We start from the raw sequence: 18,276 nt of genomic DNA on the forward strand, positions 1-18,276 counted from the left end.
AGGTCAGTTGCGTGCCGATTGGCGGGTGGTTCGATCGGGCTAGCCAAGCCTTGCCGCGATGGATGGGAAAACCGGCAAGACGTCGTCGACCAGGTCGGACATCAGCTCTGCATAGGGGCGGCGACTGATCTTGGGGTTGAAGGCGACGTGATTGACCCCGGCCGCTTGCGCGCTGCGCAGGAACTCGACGAGTGCCTTGCTGCCGCTGCGAAACCCCGCCCTCATTTGTCGAAATGGGTGATGCCGGTCTTCCACAAGGTCCAGGTACCCCGCGATTCCGATGGGCCTGAAGGCGCCTTCTCCGTGGGCCGCCTGGACGGTCGAACGCCAGCCGGAAACGAAGTCAGAAAGCTGCGCCAGGGGCGGGGAGGGCGCGATAAAGCCGTCCATGTTCTGTGCAATCCACGGGATCGATTGCTGCGCGCGCCCGATGGAAATGGCGGGAGTCCGGTCGAACGGGGGCTTTGGCACCAGATCGAGGTTTCCACTGGATCGGCCGAAGTGGGTCGAGCTGAACTTCGGGAAGTCGCCCTCGGTCACTGCCCGGTAGACCTCAAACCCTTCGCGGAATCGTTCGCCCCGGCTTTCGAAGTCGACACCGAACAGCGGGTATTCGGCTGGCCGGTCGCCGCTGGACAGGCCCAGCAGCATCCGCCCGGCGGACAGCTGGTCAAGCGTGGTCACCTGCTTTGCCAGGATCTTGGGCTCCCGGATCGGCAACACGATGCCTGCAGTGCCCAGTGCGATCCGGCGTGTGGCGACAGCCAGGGCCGCGATGTAGACCAGAGGCTCGAAGATTTGGCCGACGTCGCCGTAGTGCGGATCGTAGAAGGGCACGTCACGCATCCACAGCGCGCCGAAACCACTTTCGTCCGCCATTTGTGCCATCTGGATGTGGTCGGCCATCGTTGGCGCCGGCCGGTCGGGGTAGGTCTCCAGCGGCATGATGAGGCCCACCGTGAGGCGGCCGGGCGCGAACAGGCGCCGGTTGCCGGGATGCCTTGCGATGTGAGGTGCCGACAACTGGATTGCCGGATCGGCGAGGGATGCGGTGGGCATCAGGGATCTCCTTGGTTGGCAGCTATCGTAATTACCAATTTCTCCATTGATAATCAGGATGAAATTCAATTCATTTCATCCTGGGGTTCTTTAATGTCAGAGGTCTCGCGCCGATTCGATGGCTTGTCCGAGTTCGTGGAGACAGCGCGCACCGGGAGCTTTACCGCAGCCGGGCTGGTGCTGAACCTGACCGCGTCGGCGGTGGGCAAGAGCGTTTCGCGCCTGGAGGCGCGCGTCGGCACGAAGCTGCTGCACCGCACGACACGGCGGCTAACGCTCACCAATGACGGTGAGGCCTATCTGCAGACCTGCCTGGCAGTCCTGGGTGAACTGGACGGGGCAGAGAAAAGCCTGGCGACCGGTCGAGCGTCGCCGGTGGGCAAGGTGCGCATTGACCTTCCCGCCGCGTTTGGCCGGCGCCATGTGATGCCGATCCTGACGGACCTGGCCCTGGTGCACAGCGGCCTGAACTTCTCGGTCATGTTCAGCGAACGGACCATCAACGTGGTCGACGAAGGCGTCGACCTGGCCGTTCGCATCGGCACCCTGGACGATGACAGCGATTTGGTCGCGCGCCAGATAGGGGTGCAAAGGCTGGTGATCTGCGCCTCGCCCTCTTACATCGAGCGCCATGGCCGTCCGCAGGATGCCGCGGAGTTGGCAACCAGAGCCTGCATCATTGGATGGCGCCGGACGGCTCGGCCCACTTGGCTGCTGAAGAACGCCGATGGGCGCTCCCAGAAGCAGGAAGTGAACGTCCGGCACGAATTCAGCGATGGTGACGCAATGGTCGACGCCGTTCTGGCGGGATGCGGGCTGTGCCAGCTACCGACCTGGTTGATTGCCGGGCATCTGCAGACGGGGCGCCTGGTCTCGGTGCTGGACCCGTTCGCCGGCGCGGAGATGCCGATACACGCAGTCTGGCCCAGGTCCCGCTACGTGCACCCGAAGCTGCGGGTGGTGGTGGATGCCCTCGCACAAGCCGCGGCCGCACCCAACTCGGGTTTCGCTTGAGCCGATGGGCGGGGCCCGCGCAAGGCCGCGTGCACGAAGCAGCGATAATCCGCCCCGTGAAGCCTGCTGGACCGCCGCTGGTGCAAGTGCCGAAAGGCCGCACTGGAGGAACGTCCGGACTGCACAGGACAGCGCAGGAGTTAACGACTCTCCACCGTGAGGTGAGGATCAGAGCAACAGAGACGAGTTTGGGTGTGTTCAGCCACAGGGTGTTCTGTGGGTCGCCAGCGCAAGCTGGTGCCGGACGGCGCAAGCCGGCCGGTTCGCGGTGCAAGCCGCGAAAGCCCACAGCCACCTTGAGTGCGGAGCACTCAAGGTGAAACGGGCAATCTCTGCGCGCAGCAACACCAAGTAGGCCAGTATTGAGGTGGTTCCGCTGAGCTGGCGGGTAGGTGGCATCGAGCCGTTTGGTGACAAACGGCCCAGAGTAATGGCGGTCACGCCGGCGCCTCGCAAGAGGCGCCGGTGCACAGAATCCGGCTTACAGGCGGGCTTCACACTTTTCTTCCCGGGCAATCCTTCCAAGGGTTTGCCATGCGGCACTTTTGAGAGAAAAATGCCTCTAGCCCAGGCTGCGCCTGGGCTTTTAGCTATCTATTTGATAGCTCCTGTGGTGTGCCAAACCCAGGCCTCTCAGCCCTCCCTCGACATCGGGTTTCCCCTTGGTCTAAAATACATAGCAAGCTAACTATTTTTATCTACCCATGTCCACACCCAGCACCCCCTTCACCGAGCGCGAAGCCGCGTTGATGGCCCTGGGCGTGGCGCTGCCCCGGCTGCAGCGCGGCTACCGGGCGGCGGCGGACAGGGCGGGAGCGCATGTCGGGCTGTCGCAGGCCATGGCCTGGCCGCTGGTGATGATTGGCCGCGCGGGCGACGGCGTGCGCCAGGGCGTGCTGGCCGACATGCTGGCCATAGAGAGCCCATCGCTGGTGCGGCCGCTGGAGCAACTGATGGAGTCCGGCTTTGTCGAGCGGCGCGAAGACCCGTTGGACCGCCGCGCCAAGACCCTGCACCTGACGCCCGCCGGCACCGAGGCCCGCGCCCAGATCGAAGAGGCGCTGTACGCCATGCGCACCGAGCTGTTCCAGGGCGTGTCGGACGAAGACGTGGCCAGCTGCCTGCGCGTTTTTGCGGTGCTGGAGGCGCGATTGGGGCGCGGCGCCACATTGCAGGCATCGCAGGAGACGGCGGGATGAACAGCTTCACGCTGCCGCGCTTCACCCGCGCGGAGTGGCTTTTTTCTGCCAAGAGTTTTGGCGCCGCCATGCTGGCCATGTACCTGGCCAGCCGCGCCGGCCTGCCGCGGCCGTTCTGGGCATTGATGACCACCTACATCGTGGCGCACCCGCTGGCCGGCGCGGTGCGTTCCAAGGCGCTGTACCGCTTTTTCGGCACGCTGATTGGTTGCGTCGCCACGGTGCTGATGGTGCCGGCTCTGTCCAACGCGCCAGAGCTGCTGGTGCTGGCACTGGCGCTGTGGGTCGGGCTGTGCCTGAGCATCTCGCTGCTGGACCGCACGCCGCGCTCCTACATCTTCATGCTGGCCGGCTATACGGCGGCGCTGATCGGCCTGCCCTCGGTGCAGGCGCCGCTGCAGCTGTTTGACATCGCCGTGACGCGGGTCGAGGAGATCGGCCTGGGCATCTTCTGCGCCACGCTGGTCCACAGCCTGGTGCTGCCGGCGGGTTTGGCACCGAGCGTGCTGGGCCTGCTGGACCGCACGCTGCGCGATGCGCGCAAGTGGTTGGCAGACCTGCTGCAGCCGGCCATGCGCAGCGGCGATGCCGATGCACCGCTGCTGGTGGCTGACCGCCGGCGCCTGGCAGGCGACATCACGCAGTTGCGGCTGTTGTCCACCCACGTGCCCTTCGACACCACGCACCTGCGCTGGACGGCCGGTGCCATTCGCGCCATGCAGGACCAGGTGGCGGCGCTCACGCCCGCGCTGTCGGCGGTGGAAGACCGGCTGCAGGCGCTGGAGCAGGCCGAAGGCGCACTGGCGCCAGACGTGGCCGCCGTGCTGGCACAGGCCAGCCGCTGGCTGCAGGCCGAAGGCGCAAGCGAGGATGCGGCGGCCCAGGCCGAGCACCTGCACGCGCTGCGCCAGGGCGTGCGCACCTTGGCCGCTGGCAGTGCGCCGATGAGCGCCTGGAGTCGCGCGCTGCGCATAGGCCTGGCCGGCCGGCTGGAAGAGCTGCTGGACGGCTGGCGCGCCTGCGCCCGGCTGCGGCGCGACATCGACACCGGCCTGCGCGGCACGGCACTGCCGCCGCAGCGCACGGCGGCGCTGGGCAACCGCGTGCTGCACCGCGACCACGGCATGGCGCTGCTGTCGGCCCTGGCGGCGGCGCTGGCCATCTGTTTGTGCGGTGCCTTCTGGATATTGACTGGCTGGGCCATGGGCTCCATCGCCACCATGATCGCGGCGGTGTCCTGCTGCTTCTTCGCCACCATGGACGACCCGGTGCCGGCCATGCAGGGCTTTCTCAAGTACACGCTGTGGTCGGTGCCCCTGTCAGCCCTGTATGTGCTGGTGCTGATGCCGCTGGTGCAAGACATCGGCATGCTGGTGCTGGTGTGTGCGCCGGCCTTCCTGGTGATGGGCCTGTACATGGCGCGGCCGGCCCAGTTCATGGCCGCGATGGCGCTGATCTTTGGCGTGGCCGGCACGCTGGCCATGCACGACACGGCCACGGCCGACCTGGTGAGCTTCATCAACGCCACCCTGGGCCAGGTGCTGGGCGTGCTGGCGGCGGCCGGGGTCACGCGGCTGGTGCGCTCGGTGGGCGTGGACTGGAGCGCGCGCCGCATCCAGCGCGCCACCTGGCGCGAGCTGGGCGACATGGCCGCCGCGCCGCGCCTGCTGCCGCAGGGCGAGGCCTATGCCGTGCGCATGCTCGACCGCATCGGCCTGCTGGCGCCGCGCATTGCCCAGGCCGGCGGCACCATTGCCGGCGTGCCCGCAGACGACGCGCTGCGCGACCTGCGCATGGGCGCCGACATCGTCGCGCTGCAGCGCGTGCGTGCCGAGCTGCCGCAGGCGGCCACCGCCAATCTGCTGGGCGGCATCGCCGGCTTTTTCCGCGCACGCGGGCAGGGCGGCGGGGCGGCCGCAGAGCTGCTGCCGCAGATCGATGCCGCGCTGGCCGTAGCGCTGCAGCCGCGCGATCCATCTCCCGACGCGCGCAGCGCCATCACCGCCCTGGTGGGCCTGCGCCGCAACCTGTTCCCAGACGCGCCCACAGCGCTGTCCACAGCCCACGGAGGGGCCGCCACATGACCGGACAAACGAGTTTCTACGGCCTCTTGCTGCCCTGGCTGATGGTGCTGGCCGGCGCTGCGCTGCTGGCGCTATGGGGCGTGCGGCGCGTGCTGGCGGCGGTTGGTTTCTACCGGCTGGTCTGGCATCCCGCGCTGTTCGACATGGCGCTTTACCTCTTGTTGCTCTACGGCCTGAGCCGTGTGACGTCATGACACACCCCCAGGCTTCGCACTTCGTGTCTTCGCCAACCCCCTTGCAGGGGGCACATCCTGCGGCCCGGCAAAGCCGGTTCCGCGGATGTCTGCGCGTGGCCTGCTCCGCGGCCTTCTGTGCTGTCGTGTGCCGCGCGTAGCGCAATCGAAAACTATTGAATCCGTTATGAAAACCTTGCCTTCCTTCTCCGACAACACCTGGCCGCTGCGCCTGCTGCGTGTTCTTGTCACCTTGGCCGTGGTGGCCGCCGCCGTCTGGGCCGGCCTGCGCCTGTGGGACCGCTACGAGCTGGCGCCCTGGACGCGTGACGGCCGCGTGCGGGCCAACGTGGTGCAGATCGCGCCGGATGTGTCCGGCCTGGTCACGGCGGTGCCGGTGCAGGACAACCAGCCGGTGGCGGCAGGCACGCTGCTGTTCGAGGTCGACCCTGCCCGCTACGAGCTGGCGCTGCGCCAGGCCCAGGCCGCGCTTGGCGCGCAGCGCACGGTGCTGGCCCAGGCCCAGCGCGAGAACGCGCGCAATGCCACGCTGGGCACGCTGGTGTCGCAAGAGGCGCGCGAGCAGACCCAGTCCCGTGCCGAGCAGGCGCGCGCTGCGGTGGCGCAGGCCGAGGTGGCGCTGGACGCCGCCAAGCTCAACCTGCAGCGCGCCCAGGTGCGCGCCCCGGCCGATGGCCTGGTCACCAACCTGGACCTGCGCCAGGGCAGCTATGCCGCGGCCGGCCGTGCCGTGCTGGCGCTGGTGGACGCGCATTCCTTCTACGTCGAAGGCTACTTTGAGGAAACCAAGCTGCCGCGCATCCACGTGGGCGACCGCGTGCAGGTCACGCCCATGGGCGGCGGCGCGGTGCTGGCCGGCACGGTCGACAGCCTGGCCGCCGGCATTGCCGACCATGACCGCTCCACCAGCGCCAACCTGCTGCCCAGCGTGAACCCAAGCTTTAACTGGGTGCGGCTGGCGCAGCGCGTTCCGGTGCGCGTGCGGCTTGATCCCTTGCCCGAAGGCACGCGCCTGGTCGCCGGCCAGACGGTGACGGTGCAGGTGGTGGAGGCCGCCCATGTCGCCGCCGCGCCCACCGCCAGCAAGGGGTAAGCGCCATGCTTCGCCTTGCCTTGCGTCTTTCGCCGCTGATCGCCGCAGCCACGCTGGCCGCCTGCGGCAGCGCGCCCATCGGGCCCAACTACCACCAGCCGGCCGAGGCACTGGCCAGCCAGCCCTCGGCCGGCCGGCCCTTTGCCGAAGTGGCCGCGCCTTTTGTGGATGCCCCGCTGCCGGCGTACTGGTGGCGGCTGTACCAGGACCCGCTGCTTGATCGTTTGGTGGCGCAGGCCCTGGCCCACAACACCGACCTGCGCCAGGCCGTGGCCAACCTGGAGCGCGAGCGCGCCATCGAGACCGAAGTGGCCGGCGCGCAAAAGCCCACGCTGGGCGTAAGCGGCGGGCCGTCATACGGCCATGTGTCGGGCCTGTCGCTGCTGCAAAAGAACTACGAGCCGCCCAGCACCTTCAACTACGGCGCGGGCGCCTCGCTGTCCTACCAGGTGGACCTGTTCGGCCAGATCCGCCGCGCCATCGAAGCGGCTCAGGCCGGCGGCGATGCGGCCCAGGCCGCGCTGGATCTGGTGCGCGTGAATGTGGCCGCCGGCACCGCGCGCGCCTATGCCGAGGCCTGCTCCACCGGCCTGCGCCTGCAGAGCGCAGAGAAGTCAGTGCAGTTGCAAGAAGAGGCGGTGGACGTGACCACGCGCCTGCAGCAGGCCGGCCGCGCGGGTGTGATCGACAGTGGCCGTGCGCGCAGCCAGTTGCAGCAATTGAAGGCCGCGCTGCCGCCGCTGCAGGCCGAGCGCCAGGGCGCGCTCTACCGCCTGGCCACGCTCACCGGCGCGCAGCCGCAAGACTTCCCGCGTGAGGTCGCCAGTTGCACGGCGCCGCCGCGCGTGGCCGGCACCGTGCCGGTGGGCGATGGCGCCGCGCTGCTGCGCCGCCGCCCCGACATCCGCCAGGCCGAGCGCGGCCTGGCCCAGGCCACCGCGCGCATAGGCGTGGCCATGGCGGATCTGTACCCCAAGGTGTCGCTGGGCCTGTCGGCATCCTCCGTTGGCAAGGCCAGCGACTTTGGCGGCCGCGACACTTTCAGCTGGAGCCTGGGCCCGCTGATCTCCTGGACCATCCCCAACACCGGCGCCGCCAAAGCCCGCATCGCCCAGGCCGAGGCCAGCACCCGTGGCGCGCTGGCCAAGTTCGACGGCACCGTGCTCACCGCCTTGCGCGAGACCGAAACCGCGCTGGCCACCTACGCCCGCGAGCTCGACCGCCGCGCCGCGCTGCAGGCCGCGCGCGACGAAAGCGCCACGGTGGCCGGCCAGGCGCGCCAGCTCTACCAGAGCGGCCGCACCGGCTACCTGGAGGCGCTGGACGCCGAGCGCGCACTGGCGGCGAGTGAGGCTGCGCTGGCCGCGTCGGAGGCGCAACTGGCAGACGACCAGGTCGTGTTGTTCTTGGCGCTTGGCGGTGGTTGGGAACCAGACAAGCAAGCGACTGCCAGTACCCCGGGCCCCGTCGTGCAATGAGCACCTTGACCCAGACGCGCCCGCACGCGCCGCTCTGGCTGCTGGCCCTGGCCACCTTCAGTGGCACGCTGGCCATGCACATCTTTGTGCCGGCCCTGCCGCACGCCGCAGAAAGCCTGCACGCCAGCACCGGCGCCATGCAGATGGCGATCAGCCTCTACATCTTTGGCCTGGCCATCGGCCAGCCGGTGTACGGGCCGCTGGCCGATCGCTTTGGCCGCAAGCCGGTGCTGCTGGCCGGGCTGGTGCTCTACACCGTGGCCGGGCTGGCGGCGGCGTTTGCGCAGGACGTGCCCACCTTGCTGGCCGCGCGCCTGCTGCAGGCCATGGGCGGCTGTGCCGGCCTGGTGCTGGGGCGCACCATCGTGCGCGACACCTCCGAGCCGCAAGACGCCACGCGCCGCTTGGCGCTCATGAACCTGATGGTCACGGTCGGCCCCAGCCTCGCGCCCTTGGCCGGCAGCCTGCTGGCCTCCACGCTGGGCTGGCGCGCTATCTTCTTCGCGCTGTCGGCCATGGGCGCGGTCACCATGTTCTTCACCTGGCGTCGCCTGCCCGAAACCCGCGCTCCAGTCCTTGGCGCGGCGGGGCCGACGCTGATGCGCAACTACCGCCAACTGCTGGGCTCACCGGCCTTCCTCGGCTTTGCCGTGGGCGGCGGCTGCGCCACCACGTCGATGTATGCCTTCATCGCATCGGCCCCGTTCATCTTCGCCAACGAGCTGCACCGCCCCGCGCACGAAGCCGGCTTCTACCTCGCCCTGCTGGTCTCCGGCGTGTGGCTAGGCAGCATGCTCACCAGCCGCCTCATCGGCCGTGTGTCGGTAGAGCGCCTGCTGGTGCGCTCCAACGCCATGGGCGTGCTGGCGGCCTTTGTGCTGCTGGGCGCAGTGCTGTCGGGCCAGCTGTCGCTGGCGCTGACCGTGGGCAGCATGTTCATCTTCACCGTAGGCGTAGGCATGGCCGCCCCCGCCGCGCTGGCCCAGGCCATCAGCGTCAACCCGCAGGCGATTGGCTCAGCCTCGGGGCTCTATGGCTTTACGCAGATGGCGGTGGGCGCGCTGTGCACGGCGCTGGCCGGGTTGGGGCATGGGTCTGCGTTGGCGGCGGCGGTGGTGCTGGCAGGGGCGGGAGTGGTGGCGCAGCTGTCGTTCTGGATGGCGCTGCGCGGGCGTTGAGTTCTCGCTAGGCAACGGAGCGAGCTGCAAACGCACTGCCAGCAGCGCAAGAGCAAAAAAGGATCAAAAGGCCGCGGAGCAGGCCATGCCAAGACATCCGCGGAACCGGCTTTGCCGGGCCGCTGGATGTGCCCCCTGCAAGGGGGTTGGCGCAGCGACACGCAGTGCGCGAAGCCTGGGGGTGTGTTTTTAGAACCGTTCGTATGGCATCAGGTACCGCCACTGCCCCGGCTCCAACCCCGCCAGCGCCATGCGCCCCACCCGTATGCGCTTGATCGCCGTCAGTTGCAGTTGCGCGGCCTCGCACATCTGTGCCACCTGGCCGGGCCAGTGGCCCTTGGTGGCAAAGCGCAGGCCGGTGGTTTCGGGCGAGTCGCGGCTGATGCTGACCTTGGCGGGCAGCATGGCGCGGCCGTCGATCACGGGCGTGCGGTTGAGGTAGGCCAGCGCCTCGGGCGGGACCTCGCCCTTCACTTCAACGATCAGCTCGTGCTCGACCAGGGCGGCATCTTCCAGCAACTTGCGCTGGATGCGGGCGTCTTGCGTGAACACGACCAGGCCGGAGGCGGCGGTTTCCAGCGGGGTGACGCAGACCTGGTGCGCGAAGTGGCGCGTCAGTGCTCGCTCTTGCGAGCGGTCCTTGGGCGCGCGGTTGGCGCGCTGCAGCAACTGCAGCGCCGGGCCGCGTTTGCCGGGCTGGGCGCCGGCCTCGTAGCCGGCGGGCTTGTGCAGCAACAGGGTGACCGGCAGCGATGGCCCGGGCTTGGCCTTGGGGTCGACGGTGACCTGTTGCGAGGGCCGCACGCGGCTCTCTGGCACGTCGACCATCACGCCATCCACCAGCACCCAGCCGCCGTCGATCAACTGTTCGGCCTCGCGGCGCGAGCAGCCGCGCAGGGCGGCGAGGTGTTTGGCGAGGCGGATCGGTTCTTCGGTCATGGCAGCGTGCGGGCAAAGGCGGCCAGTGTAGGCGCGCGGCGCGGCTGCCGCCGGGGCAAATGCGTGCTATCTAAAAAATAGCTGCTTGCCCGGGTACTTCCTGCAGTTCAGGTGGTTTTGTGTCTGAAATGCAGGTGTGACCTGGGCATGCTGCTATCTATTTTGTCTCAGGCCTGCGGCCCGCTCCACTCGCGCACATGGTCGGCCCGCGCCGGCCGCGCTTCGTCGCCGGGCGCCTGCTGCGCCGTGCCCACGTACAAAAAACCCACCAGCCGGCCCGGCGCCGGCAGGCCCAGCGCGGCCGCCACGCGCGGGTCGTGGCTGTTGGCGCCGGTGGCCCAGAAGCCGCCATAGCCCAGTGCGTGCAGTGCGTTGAGCAGGTTCATCGCGGCCGCGCCCACGGCCAGCAACTGCTCTTGCACCGGCACCTTGTGGCCTTCGACCACCTGCGCGCCCAGCGCGATCACCAGCGGCGCAGCCAGCGCCTTGCGGCGAAAGCGCTCGGCGTCTTCTGCCGCCTCGCCGCGCGCAATGGCGGCCTGCACAAAGACCTCGCCCAGCGCATGGCGCGCCGCGCCGCGCACCAGCACAAAACGCCAGGGCCGCAAGTTGCCGTGGTCGGGCGCGCGCAGGGCGGTGTCGAGCACCAGGTTCAGCTCCTCTTCGCTTGGCGCCGGCTCTGCCAGCGGCCAGCCAGAGCGGCGCGAGAGCAGGGCGTTGAAGACGGCGGCGCTGTCGATGGCCGCGGCCGAGGGCTGGAGGAGGGCGGGTGCGTCGCGTTGCATGGAATGCCTTTGATGAGAATTGTTCTCATCTTATGACGGTGCGAGTAAGCCCCTTATGGGAAGGGGCTTGGGTTCAGCCCGCGCTCAGCGTCGCAATATCCGCCGCTGCCAGCGCCCCGCTGTACAGCCGGAAATCATCCACCCGCCCCTGCAGGTCCGGATCGCTGCTGAACTGCGAGCGGCCGAGGTAGTTCTGCGTCGTCTCGCCCAGATCAAAGGGTGCGAGCGTCATCTGCGTGTTGCTGCCGACGGCGGTGCCGTCGATGTAGAGCGTGCCGACCGTGCCGGACAAGGTCACGGCCACGTGCACCCAGCGGCCGGTGGGCAGGGCCGGGCCGTCGATCCTTTGCTCGTTGTAGGCGTGGACGGTAGAGATGGCGTAGCGGCAGGTGCCGTTGCCGCTGCGCGGCGTCAGCATCAGGTAGCGGCGCGGGCCGGAGCCGAAGTCAAACACGCGCGACCAGGTGGCGGCGCTGTCCAGGTAGACGCGGGCGGCGATGGTGAAGTCGGCCAGGTTCTTGACCAGGCCGGTGGCCAGGCTGGCGACGGTGCGGGTGCTGCCGTCGGCCTGCCACTGCTGCAGCAGCACGGGCGTGAGCGATACCTTCTCTTCGTTGGACGGGGCGCTTTCGCCCGACGCGCCCACGGCCACCACCACGTAGTAATAGACGCCCGTGGCGCTGACGCTGCTGTCGGTGAAGGTGAGCAGATCGCTGATGCCCGTGCTGACGTTGGTGTAGGGGCCGCCGGAACTGGTCGCGCGCTTGACGGTGTAGCTCTGCGCATCGGGGCAGCCCCACCACGACAACTGCACCTGCGTGCCGCGCGCCCGTGCCGTGAGGCCGCTGGGCTTGGGCGCGGTGCTGAGCGGGTCGCGCGTGAAGGTCAGCGTGCCAAAGCCCAACTGGTCGCCATTGCTGCCGTCGCGATCGGGGCGCAGCTGCGCCGCCTGCAAGGCGGTGTAAGGCGTGGCAATGCCCAGGCGGTTGGCGTAGTGGTTGTAGGTGCTTTCCCAGACCACGCGCTGGCTGACCCGGCCGGCGTCGGACAGCACGGACTGCGTGCCCTGCTTGTTGATGTTGGTGAAGAAGGGCATGGTGTAGAAGTCGCCCGCGCTGTCGAGCAGGTTGGACTTGGCCACGTACTCGGAGCCTGCCAGGAAGCGGTTGTTCTCGTAGCCGTAGATGTCGTCGCCCTGGTTCCAGGCCATCTCGCAGAACGCGCCCGCCAGGCCGATGCCGAGCGTGCAGTGGCCCTGGTCGCGGCCGCTTTCCTGCCATTGGCCGAGGTTGCCCGGGTGCACGTGGTAGACCGCCTGCAGGCCGGCGCCGTTGCCCTGGCCGGTCTTGTAGTAGCTCATGGCTTCGTCGTAGATGTCCTGCCGGTCGCACAGCACGCCGATGGCCAGCATCGAGGCCAGCGCGCACTGGTCCCAGTTGGCCCAGTAGTTGGTGATGACGGCACCGTTGTGGTTGACCAGGAAGCTGTGGTTGAGCGGGTAGAAAACGTCCAGCATCATCTGCTGGAAGCGCGCCAGGTCGGCCGCCGCCCAGCCCGAGTAAGTACGCATGATCTCGGCCGCGTTGGCAAACTGGTAGCCGTAGATGCCGGCCGCCAGGAAGCGGTCGGCGTTGCCCTGGATCGAGGTCAGCGCGGCCGACCAGGCGTTGAGGAAAACGACCGCCTGATCTGCAAAGCGCGTGTCCTGCGAAACCTTCCAGCGCAGTGCCAACTGGTAGGCGCGTGCGACGTCGATGTACAGCTGCGCGAAGTTCTGCCCATCGCCGCCGCGGACCACGGTGGCCAGTGGGCGCGGCGGCGTGCCCAACTGCGAGCGCCCGTTCGACGTCAATGCATTCCAGCCGCTGGTCCAGGGCTGCGCGCCGGCATTGACCTTGGTGCGCATGCGCTCGAAGTCGGCCTCGGTGTGCAGCAGGCCGGGGTGGACGAAGGTCCGTGTTGTCGCGGCGGCGGCTGAGGTCGCGGGGACCTCGGCCGACAAGGCGCTGTTCGCCGTACCGGCGCCGCCATCGCTGCTGCTGCCACCACCGCAGGCCGTGGTGCCCAGGGCCACGAGTCCCACCGCGCCCATGACGAAGCTGCGGCGTTGCAAGGAAGAGTTGTTGTCGTTGTCGGAATGCATGGCGGTTTCGAACAAATGTTTGCAGAAACCGCAATATCGCAACATGTGTGCCAGTGCTCGCACACCGATCAGCGCAGGCGGGCAGGCCTGCGCGCTGCACGGCCATAAGTCATTAAGGGCGCGGATGCATGACATTTCGTGTCACGCGGCGCCCTTGTGCAATCCAAGAATGTCAGCCGGGCTGGCGGCCTCAGAAGCATCCTTTCAAGGTCCTCCAATACCGGGCCGAGCGCAGCGACGGCCCGACTGGCAGTCCCGGGCCCCCTCTGAGCACCGCAGAGCAGTCTGCGCAGCAGACCGCCACAGTGGGGTCGCCTTCTCTTTGGTGACTTTCTCTTGGGCGTTCGCCAAGAGAAAGTTACTCGCCCGCCGGGGCGAACTCCCGGCACCCGCCGCCTGCAAGACACGCCGCCAAGGGATATCTCAAAGACCTTGAAAGGGAGGGCCCTCAGAAGTTGTGGCGCACTCCAAGCACCACGCCGTTGCCGCGGTCCAGCGATGTCACCTTGTCCGTCACCAGGACGGCATAGAGGTCGGTCCGCTTGGACAGCGCGTAGTCATAGCCAATCGACACGGTCGAGCGCTTGACGTCGGCCAATGCGGTCTGGTCCTTGGTGGTGTGGCCGTAGCTGGCCAGCAGCTTGCCTACGCCGATCGGCACGGCGGCGCCCAACTGCGCCGTGGACAGTGTGATGTCCACGCCGGCCGCCGCAAGCTTGGTACGCTGGTACTGGCCGAACAGCTTCACAAACTGCAGGTCGTACGAGGCGCCGATCTGCACCGCCCGGTCGGTCTGGATCGGGATCACCGCAGGCGGCTTGGAGAAGCTCAGGCCCATGCCGGTGAGGTCTTCCAGGGATACGCCGACCGACAGCGTGCTGCTCTGGTAGCTGAGGCTGCCGCCCAGCCGGCGCCCGGCCGTGGTCCCTTCCGCCGCCGCGGCCTGCAAGGCCACATCGAAGCCGCCGAAGCTGGGCGAGTTGTAGGCCACCGAGTTGCTCCAGGCTGAATCGGTGGTGCCATGGCTGGTCATCAAGGGCTGGGCCGCGCTGGGCAGGTAGGTGTGCATGAACACCGGGCCCAGCGAAGAATCCGCAAACGGATTGAAGCGGATGGTGTTGATGAAGTTGGGCGTGGTGATGCGCCCCAGCCGCAGCGATCCATAGTCGTTGCTCTCCAGCCCGACCCAGGAAAAGCGCGCCCAGTAACCGTCGGCAGCCGAGCGGCCGGCTTCGCCCGTATCCATGCGGATGTAGCTGCTCATGTCAAAGCGCGCGCGCAGGCCGCCGCCCAGGTCTTCGGTGCCGCGAATGCCCCAGCGCGAGGCGTTCATGTTGCCGCTGGTCAGGGTCTGGACACGAGATTCGCCGCTCAGTTGCTTGGAGTAAACGCCAATGTCCAGGCTGCCGTAGATGCTGACGCTGCTCTGCGCCCACGCGGGGCTGGCGATGAGCGCGGCGGCCGTGGCGCCAAGAAGGGTGAGTCCGGCTTTGTTGTACTTGTGCATGCATGTCTCCTCGGGGTTGAAAGAATCAGGAACGGCGCAGCCTGCCCCTGCCTGCACAACGCAGATCACCAGGGCCTTTTCCGCGCGCTGCTCTCGCTGTTAGTCGATGGAAGAGCGGGTGCTTTGGATGATGTTGGCCATGGACTTCGACTCGTCCTGGATGTAGCGCGCAAAGTCCTCGCGCGAGATCGGGAATGGCTCGTAGCCAAAGCTCGTGTACTTGGTGAGCACGGCAGGGTCTGCCAGCGCCACTTCAATGTCGCGCCGGATCTTGGCGCTGATGGCGGGCGGCAGTCCGGGCGGCACGGCGATGGTGGTCCAGCCGCCGGCTTCGAAGTTCTTGGGCCCGCCGGCTTCCGTCACGGTCGGCACATCGGGCAGGGTCGCGAGCCGCTTGGGCGCGGCCACCGCCAGGTACTTGATCTTGCCGGCCTGGTAGAGCGGGATGGTGGTGCCGCTCGATCCCAGCGCAAAAGACAACTCGCCGCTGGCGACCGAGGTGTAGAGCTGGCTGGTCTCCTTGTAGATCACGTGCACCATGTCCGTGCCGGTGATGGCTGCGAAGCGGGCCGAGCCCAGATGCACCGGGTTGCCCATGGACCAGGAGCCGTAGTTGAGCTTGCCCGGCCGCGCCTTTGCGTCGGCAATCAGGTTGCCCAGGTTGGCGTACGGTGATGTCGCGGCGGTGGTGAAGAGGAAGTAGGTCTTGAACAGCGGCAGCAGCGGATCAAAGTCTTTCACCGGGTCGTAGGGCAGCTTCTTGAACAGGTGCGGGTAGGCCGTCAGGTGGACGTTGTCCAGCTGGATCAGGTCATGGCCGTCGGTGGCGCCACGCTTGAAGGCGTCGATGGCCACAAAGCCATTGCCGCCCGGCCGGTTCTCCACCACCACCGGCTTGCCCCAGGTGTGCGACAGCTTGTCGGCCAGCAGCCGCGCCACGCCGTCCGGGCCGCTGCCCACCGGGAAGGGCGTGATCAGCCGCACCGGCCTGGTGGGGAAATCCTGCGCCAGTGCTGCAGCAGCGGACAGGGCCACGGCGCTACACAGCGCCGCACGGAATACGCTTGTCAAAATCCTCATGCTTGTCTCCTCGTGAATGCCTTGGGCCAAGGCTTGTTTTAAGAAATCGGCGGGCTATTGGTTGGCGGGCTCCGTTTGCTTGCCCGCCACCGAGTACGTCATGCCCGGCGCCTGGCGGGTCTTGAGGAAGTCCGCCAGTGGCTGGTCGCGCATGGCCGCATAGATGGCAAGGTTGGGCGTGCCCACCACGGCGCCCAGCTTCTCCAGCAAAAAGAAGATCACCCCGTACTGGATCAGGCCGCGCCAGTCGCGCTGCTGCACCAGCGCGCGCTCTTGTTCGGTCAGGTCGGCGGCGGCCAATGCACCGGCTTCATCGGCCAGGAACTTCGCGCGCTCTTGCGGCTGGATCAGCGTGTGCAGAAACTTGTTGAGCCGGTAGGCCTTGACGCTGCGGTCCAGGTCGAAGGGGTAGGTGCCCTCCAGCGCCGGGCCGGCGTCTTCGCGCTGGATATGGGCGCGCTGGCGTGCCTGCTCTGCGGCAATCGGCGGGCCGGCCTGGTTCTCCAGCACGATGGTGGCTATTCCTGTCATCGAGGGCAGCGTGTAGGACTTGTGCACGCTGCGCACGCCGGCCGACAGCGCGCCACGCATCACCAGCCACATCACCACCTCGGCGCTTTCGTAGCCGCCCAGCGCGGCATATTCGCCCAGCGTCAGCGAGGCCAGCAGTTCCGGGTCGTGCTCTATCAGTTGCAGCAGCGTGGCATCCCACTCGGCATTGTTGAAGCCCGAGCGCTCGCCATGCACCTGGTGCGACAGCCCGCCCGTGGCCAGCACCACCACCTTCAGGTCTTGCGGAAAGCTCTCGATCGCGCGGCGCAGCGCCCGGCCCAGCTTCAGGCAGCGTTTGGCCGAAGGCGTGGGCGCCTGCAGCACGCCCACCTGCAGTGGCACGATGGGTGCGGGCCATTGCGGCTGGTTCGAGCACAGCATGGACAGCGGCGAGAAGCAGCCATGGTCCAGCGGCTTGTCCTGGAAGAAGGACATGTCGAACTCATCGGCCATCAGCGATCGGCCGATGTGGCGCGCCAATTCGCTGTGGCCGGCGATCGGCGGCAGCGCCCGGGCGCCGCCGCCTTCGTCCGCCACCGCGTACTGCTCGCCAATGCCCAGCGCAAAGGCCGAGTAGTGGTCGAAGAAGAAGGAGGTGACGTGGTCGTTGTAGACCACCACGATGGCGTCGGGCTTTTGTTGCTCCAGCCAGAGCCGGGCCGGCTTGAAGGTGGCGAACACCGATGCCCAGGTGGCATCGTCCTCGCTTGCGCGGTCAAACGCGAAGCCGATGGTGGGCGTATGCGATGCCGCGATGCCGCCGATGATTCTCGCCATAACTTTCCTGACGGAGCTGCCCGTTGCCTCTGAGGGGGCCGATTCTGTTGGGCAATCGCGGCGCGGTGCAGATGCGGAAAAACCGCGCGTGAGAACCTGTGGTTATCGCGCCTCGGCGCTACGATGGCCGCATGAAACTGACCACCATCCAGGCCCTGATCGCGGCGGTGCAAGAGGGCAGCCTGCGCGCCGCCGCGCGGGCGTGTCGCAGCCGGCCCTGTCGAAGATGGTGCGCGAGCTGGAACTGGAGCTGGGTGCGCCGCTGCTGATGCGCACCTCGCGCGGCGTGGCGCCCACCGCGCAGGGGCGGGTGCTGTACGAGCATTCGCTGAAGGCGCTGCGTGAATTTGGCGAGGCCGTCAGCGAGATCCGGCAACTGGGCGGCGACATGGTCGGCGAGCTGCACATCGGCGCCGTGCCCATGGCGGTGATGCTGCTGGTGCCGGAGACGCTGCGCACCTTCACCCAGAGCTTTCCCGACGTGCGCCTGCGCGTCAGCGAAGAGTTGTACGTGGCGCAACTGCAGCGGCTGCGCGCCGGCGAGGTCGACATCATGCTCGGCGGCATCCCCGACGACCTGCCGCGTGGCGAATTCACCATCGAGCGCCTGGCGCACACGACCATGGTGCCGACTGCGCGCAAGGGCAGCGCCTGGCTCGGCGCGAAAACCCTGGACGACCTGAAGGACGCGCGCTGGGTCTACACCGGCGCCAGCACGGACGCAGGCTACGCGCGCCAATGGTTCGAGGCCCACGGCATGGCGCCGCCGCGCGTGGGGGCCGTGGTCAACTCAACGCTGACCTTGCTGTCGCTGGTCGCCACCGGCGATTGCATCGCCCTGATGCCGCGCCAGATCGCCCTGCAGGACGTGGCGAAATCCTTCATCTCGGTGATCGAGGTCCAGGAGCGCGGGCTGGACCTGGAGATCGGGGCCATGGTGCGCAGTGACGTGGCGACCAAGCCGCTGATCCGGCATCTGGTGTCGCACTTGCACCGGGCGGCGCATCAGCTCAGGAGTGGGACGGTTGCGGCATCCTGAGATGCATCCCTTTCAAGGTCTTTGAGCTATCCCTGCGCTGTGTGCCTTGCTGGCGGCGGGAGCCGGGAGTTCGCCCCGGCGGGCGAGTAACTTTCTCTTGTGTCGCCAAGAGAAAGTCACCAAAGAGAAGGCGACCCCACTGTGGCGGTCCGGCT

At 67.9% G+C, this 18,276-nt stretch carries 15 protein-coding genes and 1 other RNA gene; 9 read left to right on the forward strand and 7 right to left on the reverse strand.

Annotation, left to right across the window (positions count from 1 at the left end; translation table 11 throughout):
• Positions 1-39: 39 nt before the first annotated feature.
• A complete protein-coding gene (locus AAFF27_04600) occupies positions 40-1,059 on the reverse strand; it encodes an LLM class oxidoreductase (protein XAH24475.1) in 1,020 nt (339 codons plus the stop codon).
• A 15-nt stretch (positions 1,060-1,074) separates the two neighbouring features.
• Here AAFF27_04600 and AAFF27_04605 point away from each other — a divergent pair, with 15 nt between their 5' ends.
• From AAFF27_04605 to AAFF27_04640, 8 genes are all read left to right on the forward strand, one after another.
• Entirely contained in the window at positions 1,075-2,073 is a 999-nt protein-coding gene (locus tag AAFF27_04605; GenBank protein XAH24476.1) for a LysR family transcriptional regulator, read from the forward strand.
• Between the two features lie 58 nt (positions 2,074-2,131).
• An RNA gene (gene rnpB, locus AAFF27_04610) (RNase P RNA component class A) lies at positions 2,132-2,573 on the forward strand.
• A 204-nt stretch (positions 2,574-2,777) separates the two neighbouring features.
• Positions 2,778-3,272, forward strand: a complete 495-nt coding sequence (locus AAFF27_04615; protein XAH24477.1) for a MarR family transcriptional regulator — start codon at positions 2,778-2,780, stop codon at positions 3,270-3,272.
• Positions 3,269-5,356 (forward strand): FUSC family protein, encoded by a 2,088-nt coding sequence (locus AAFF27_04620; GenBank protein XAH24478.1) that lies wholly within the window; start codon positions 3,269-3,271, stop codon positions 5,354-5,356. The genes AAFF27_04615 and AAFF27_04620 overlap by 4 nt, the downstream gene beginning before the upstream one ends.
• Positions 5,353-5,550: a DUF1656 domain-containing protein gene (locus tag AAFF27_04625; GenBank protein XAH24479.1), complete on the forward strand. Its 198-nt coding sequence runs from the start codon at positions 5,353-5,355 to the stop codon at positions 5,548-5,550. Before AAFF27_04620 ends, AAFF27_04625 begins: the two co-directional genes overlap by 4 nt.
• Positions 5,551-5,716: 166 nt before the next feature.
• Complete coding sequence (locus AAFF27_04630) at positions 5,717-6,643, forward strand: efflux RND transporter periplasmic adaptor subunit (protein ID XAH24480.1); 927 nt, start codon at positions 5,717-5,719, stop codon at positions 6,641-6,643.
• Positions 6,644-6,648: 5 nt separating this feature from the next.
• Positions 6,649-8,121: an efflux transporter outer membrane subunit gene (locus tag AAFF27_04635; protein XAH24481.1), complete on the forward strand. Its 1,473-nt coding sequence runs from the start codon at positions 6,649-6,651 to the stop codon at positions 8,119-8,121.
• Positions 8,118-9,299, forward strand: coding sequence for a multidrug effflux MFS transporter (locus tag AAFF27_04640; protein XAH24482.1), 1,182 nt, complete (start codon positions 8,118-8,120; stop codon positions 9,297-9,299). The genes AAFF27_04635 and AAFF27_04640 overlap by 4 nt, the downstream gene beginning before the upstream one ends.
• Before the next feature lie 189 nt (positions 9,300-9,488).
• On the opposite strand, the gene AAFF27_04645 is transcribed toward AAFF27_04640, so the two are convergent.
• From AAFF27_04645 to AAFF27_04670, 6 genes are all read right to left on the reverse strand, one after another.
• The gene (locus AAFF27_04645; protein ID XAH24483.1) at positions 9,489-10,238 is read right to left on the reverse strand and encodes an RNA pseudouridine synthase; all 750 of its coding nucleotides are present in this window, start codon (positions 10,236-10,238) and stop codon (positions 9,489-9,491) included.
• A 167-nt stretch (positions 10,239-10,405) separates the two neighbouring features.
• Positions 10,406-11,023, reverse strand: a complete 618-nt coding sequence (locus AAFF27_04650) for a nitroreductase (protein ID XAH24484.1) — start codon at positions 11,021-11,023, stop codon at positions 10,406-10,408.
• A gap of 73 nt (positions 11,024-11,096) precedes the next feature.
• Positions 11,097-13,166 carry a LamG-like jellyroll fold domain-containing protein gene (locus AAFF27_04655; protein XAH24485.1) on the reverse strand — a complete coding sequence of 690 codons (2,070 nt, stop codon included), beginning with the start codon at positions 13,164-13,166 and terminating at the stop codon, positions 11,097-11,099.
• Positions 13,167-13,614: 448 nt separating this feature from the next.
• Positions 13,615-14,673: a porin gene (locus AAFF27_04660; GenBank protein XAH24486.1), complete on the reverse strand. Its 1,059-nt coding sequence runs from the start codon at positions 14,671-14,673 to the stop codon at positions 13,615-13,617.
• Between the two features lie 99 nt (positions 14,674-14,772).
• Positions 14,773-15,753, reverse strand: a complete 981-nt coding sequence (locus AAFF27_04665; GenBank protein ID XAH24487.1) for a tripartite tricarboxylate transporter substrate binding protein — start codon at positions 15,751-15,753, stop codon at positions 14,773-14,775.
• A gap of 54 nt (positions 15,754-15,807) precedes the next feature.
• Positions 15,808-17,082 (reverse strand): gallate dioxygenase, encoded by a 1,275-nt coding sequence (locus tag AAFF27_04670; protein XAH24488.1) that lies wholly within the window; start codon positions 17,080-17,082, stop codon positions 15,808-15,810.
• A gap of 202 nt (positions 17,083-17,284) precedes the next feature.
• On the opposite strand from AAFF27_04670, the gene AAFF27_04675 reads away from it, so the two are divergent.
• Positions 17,285-18,121, forward strand: coding sequence for a LysR family transcriptional regulator (locus tag AAFF27_04675; protein ID XAH24489.1), 837 nt, complete (start codon positions 17,285-17,287; stop codon positions 18,119-18,121).
• The last annotated feature ends 155 nt before the right edge of the window (positions 18,122-18,276 follow it).

This window comes from Xylophilus sp. GW821-FHT01B05 (genome assembly GCA_038961845.1).
In the GTDB taxonomy this organism is placed as follows: Bacteria; Pseudomonadota; Gammaproteobacteria; order Burkholderiales; family Burkholderiaceae_C; genus Xylophilus.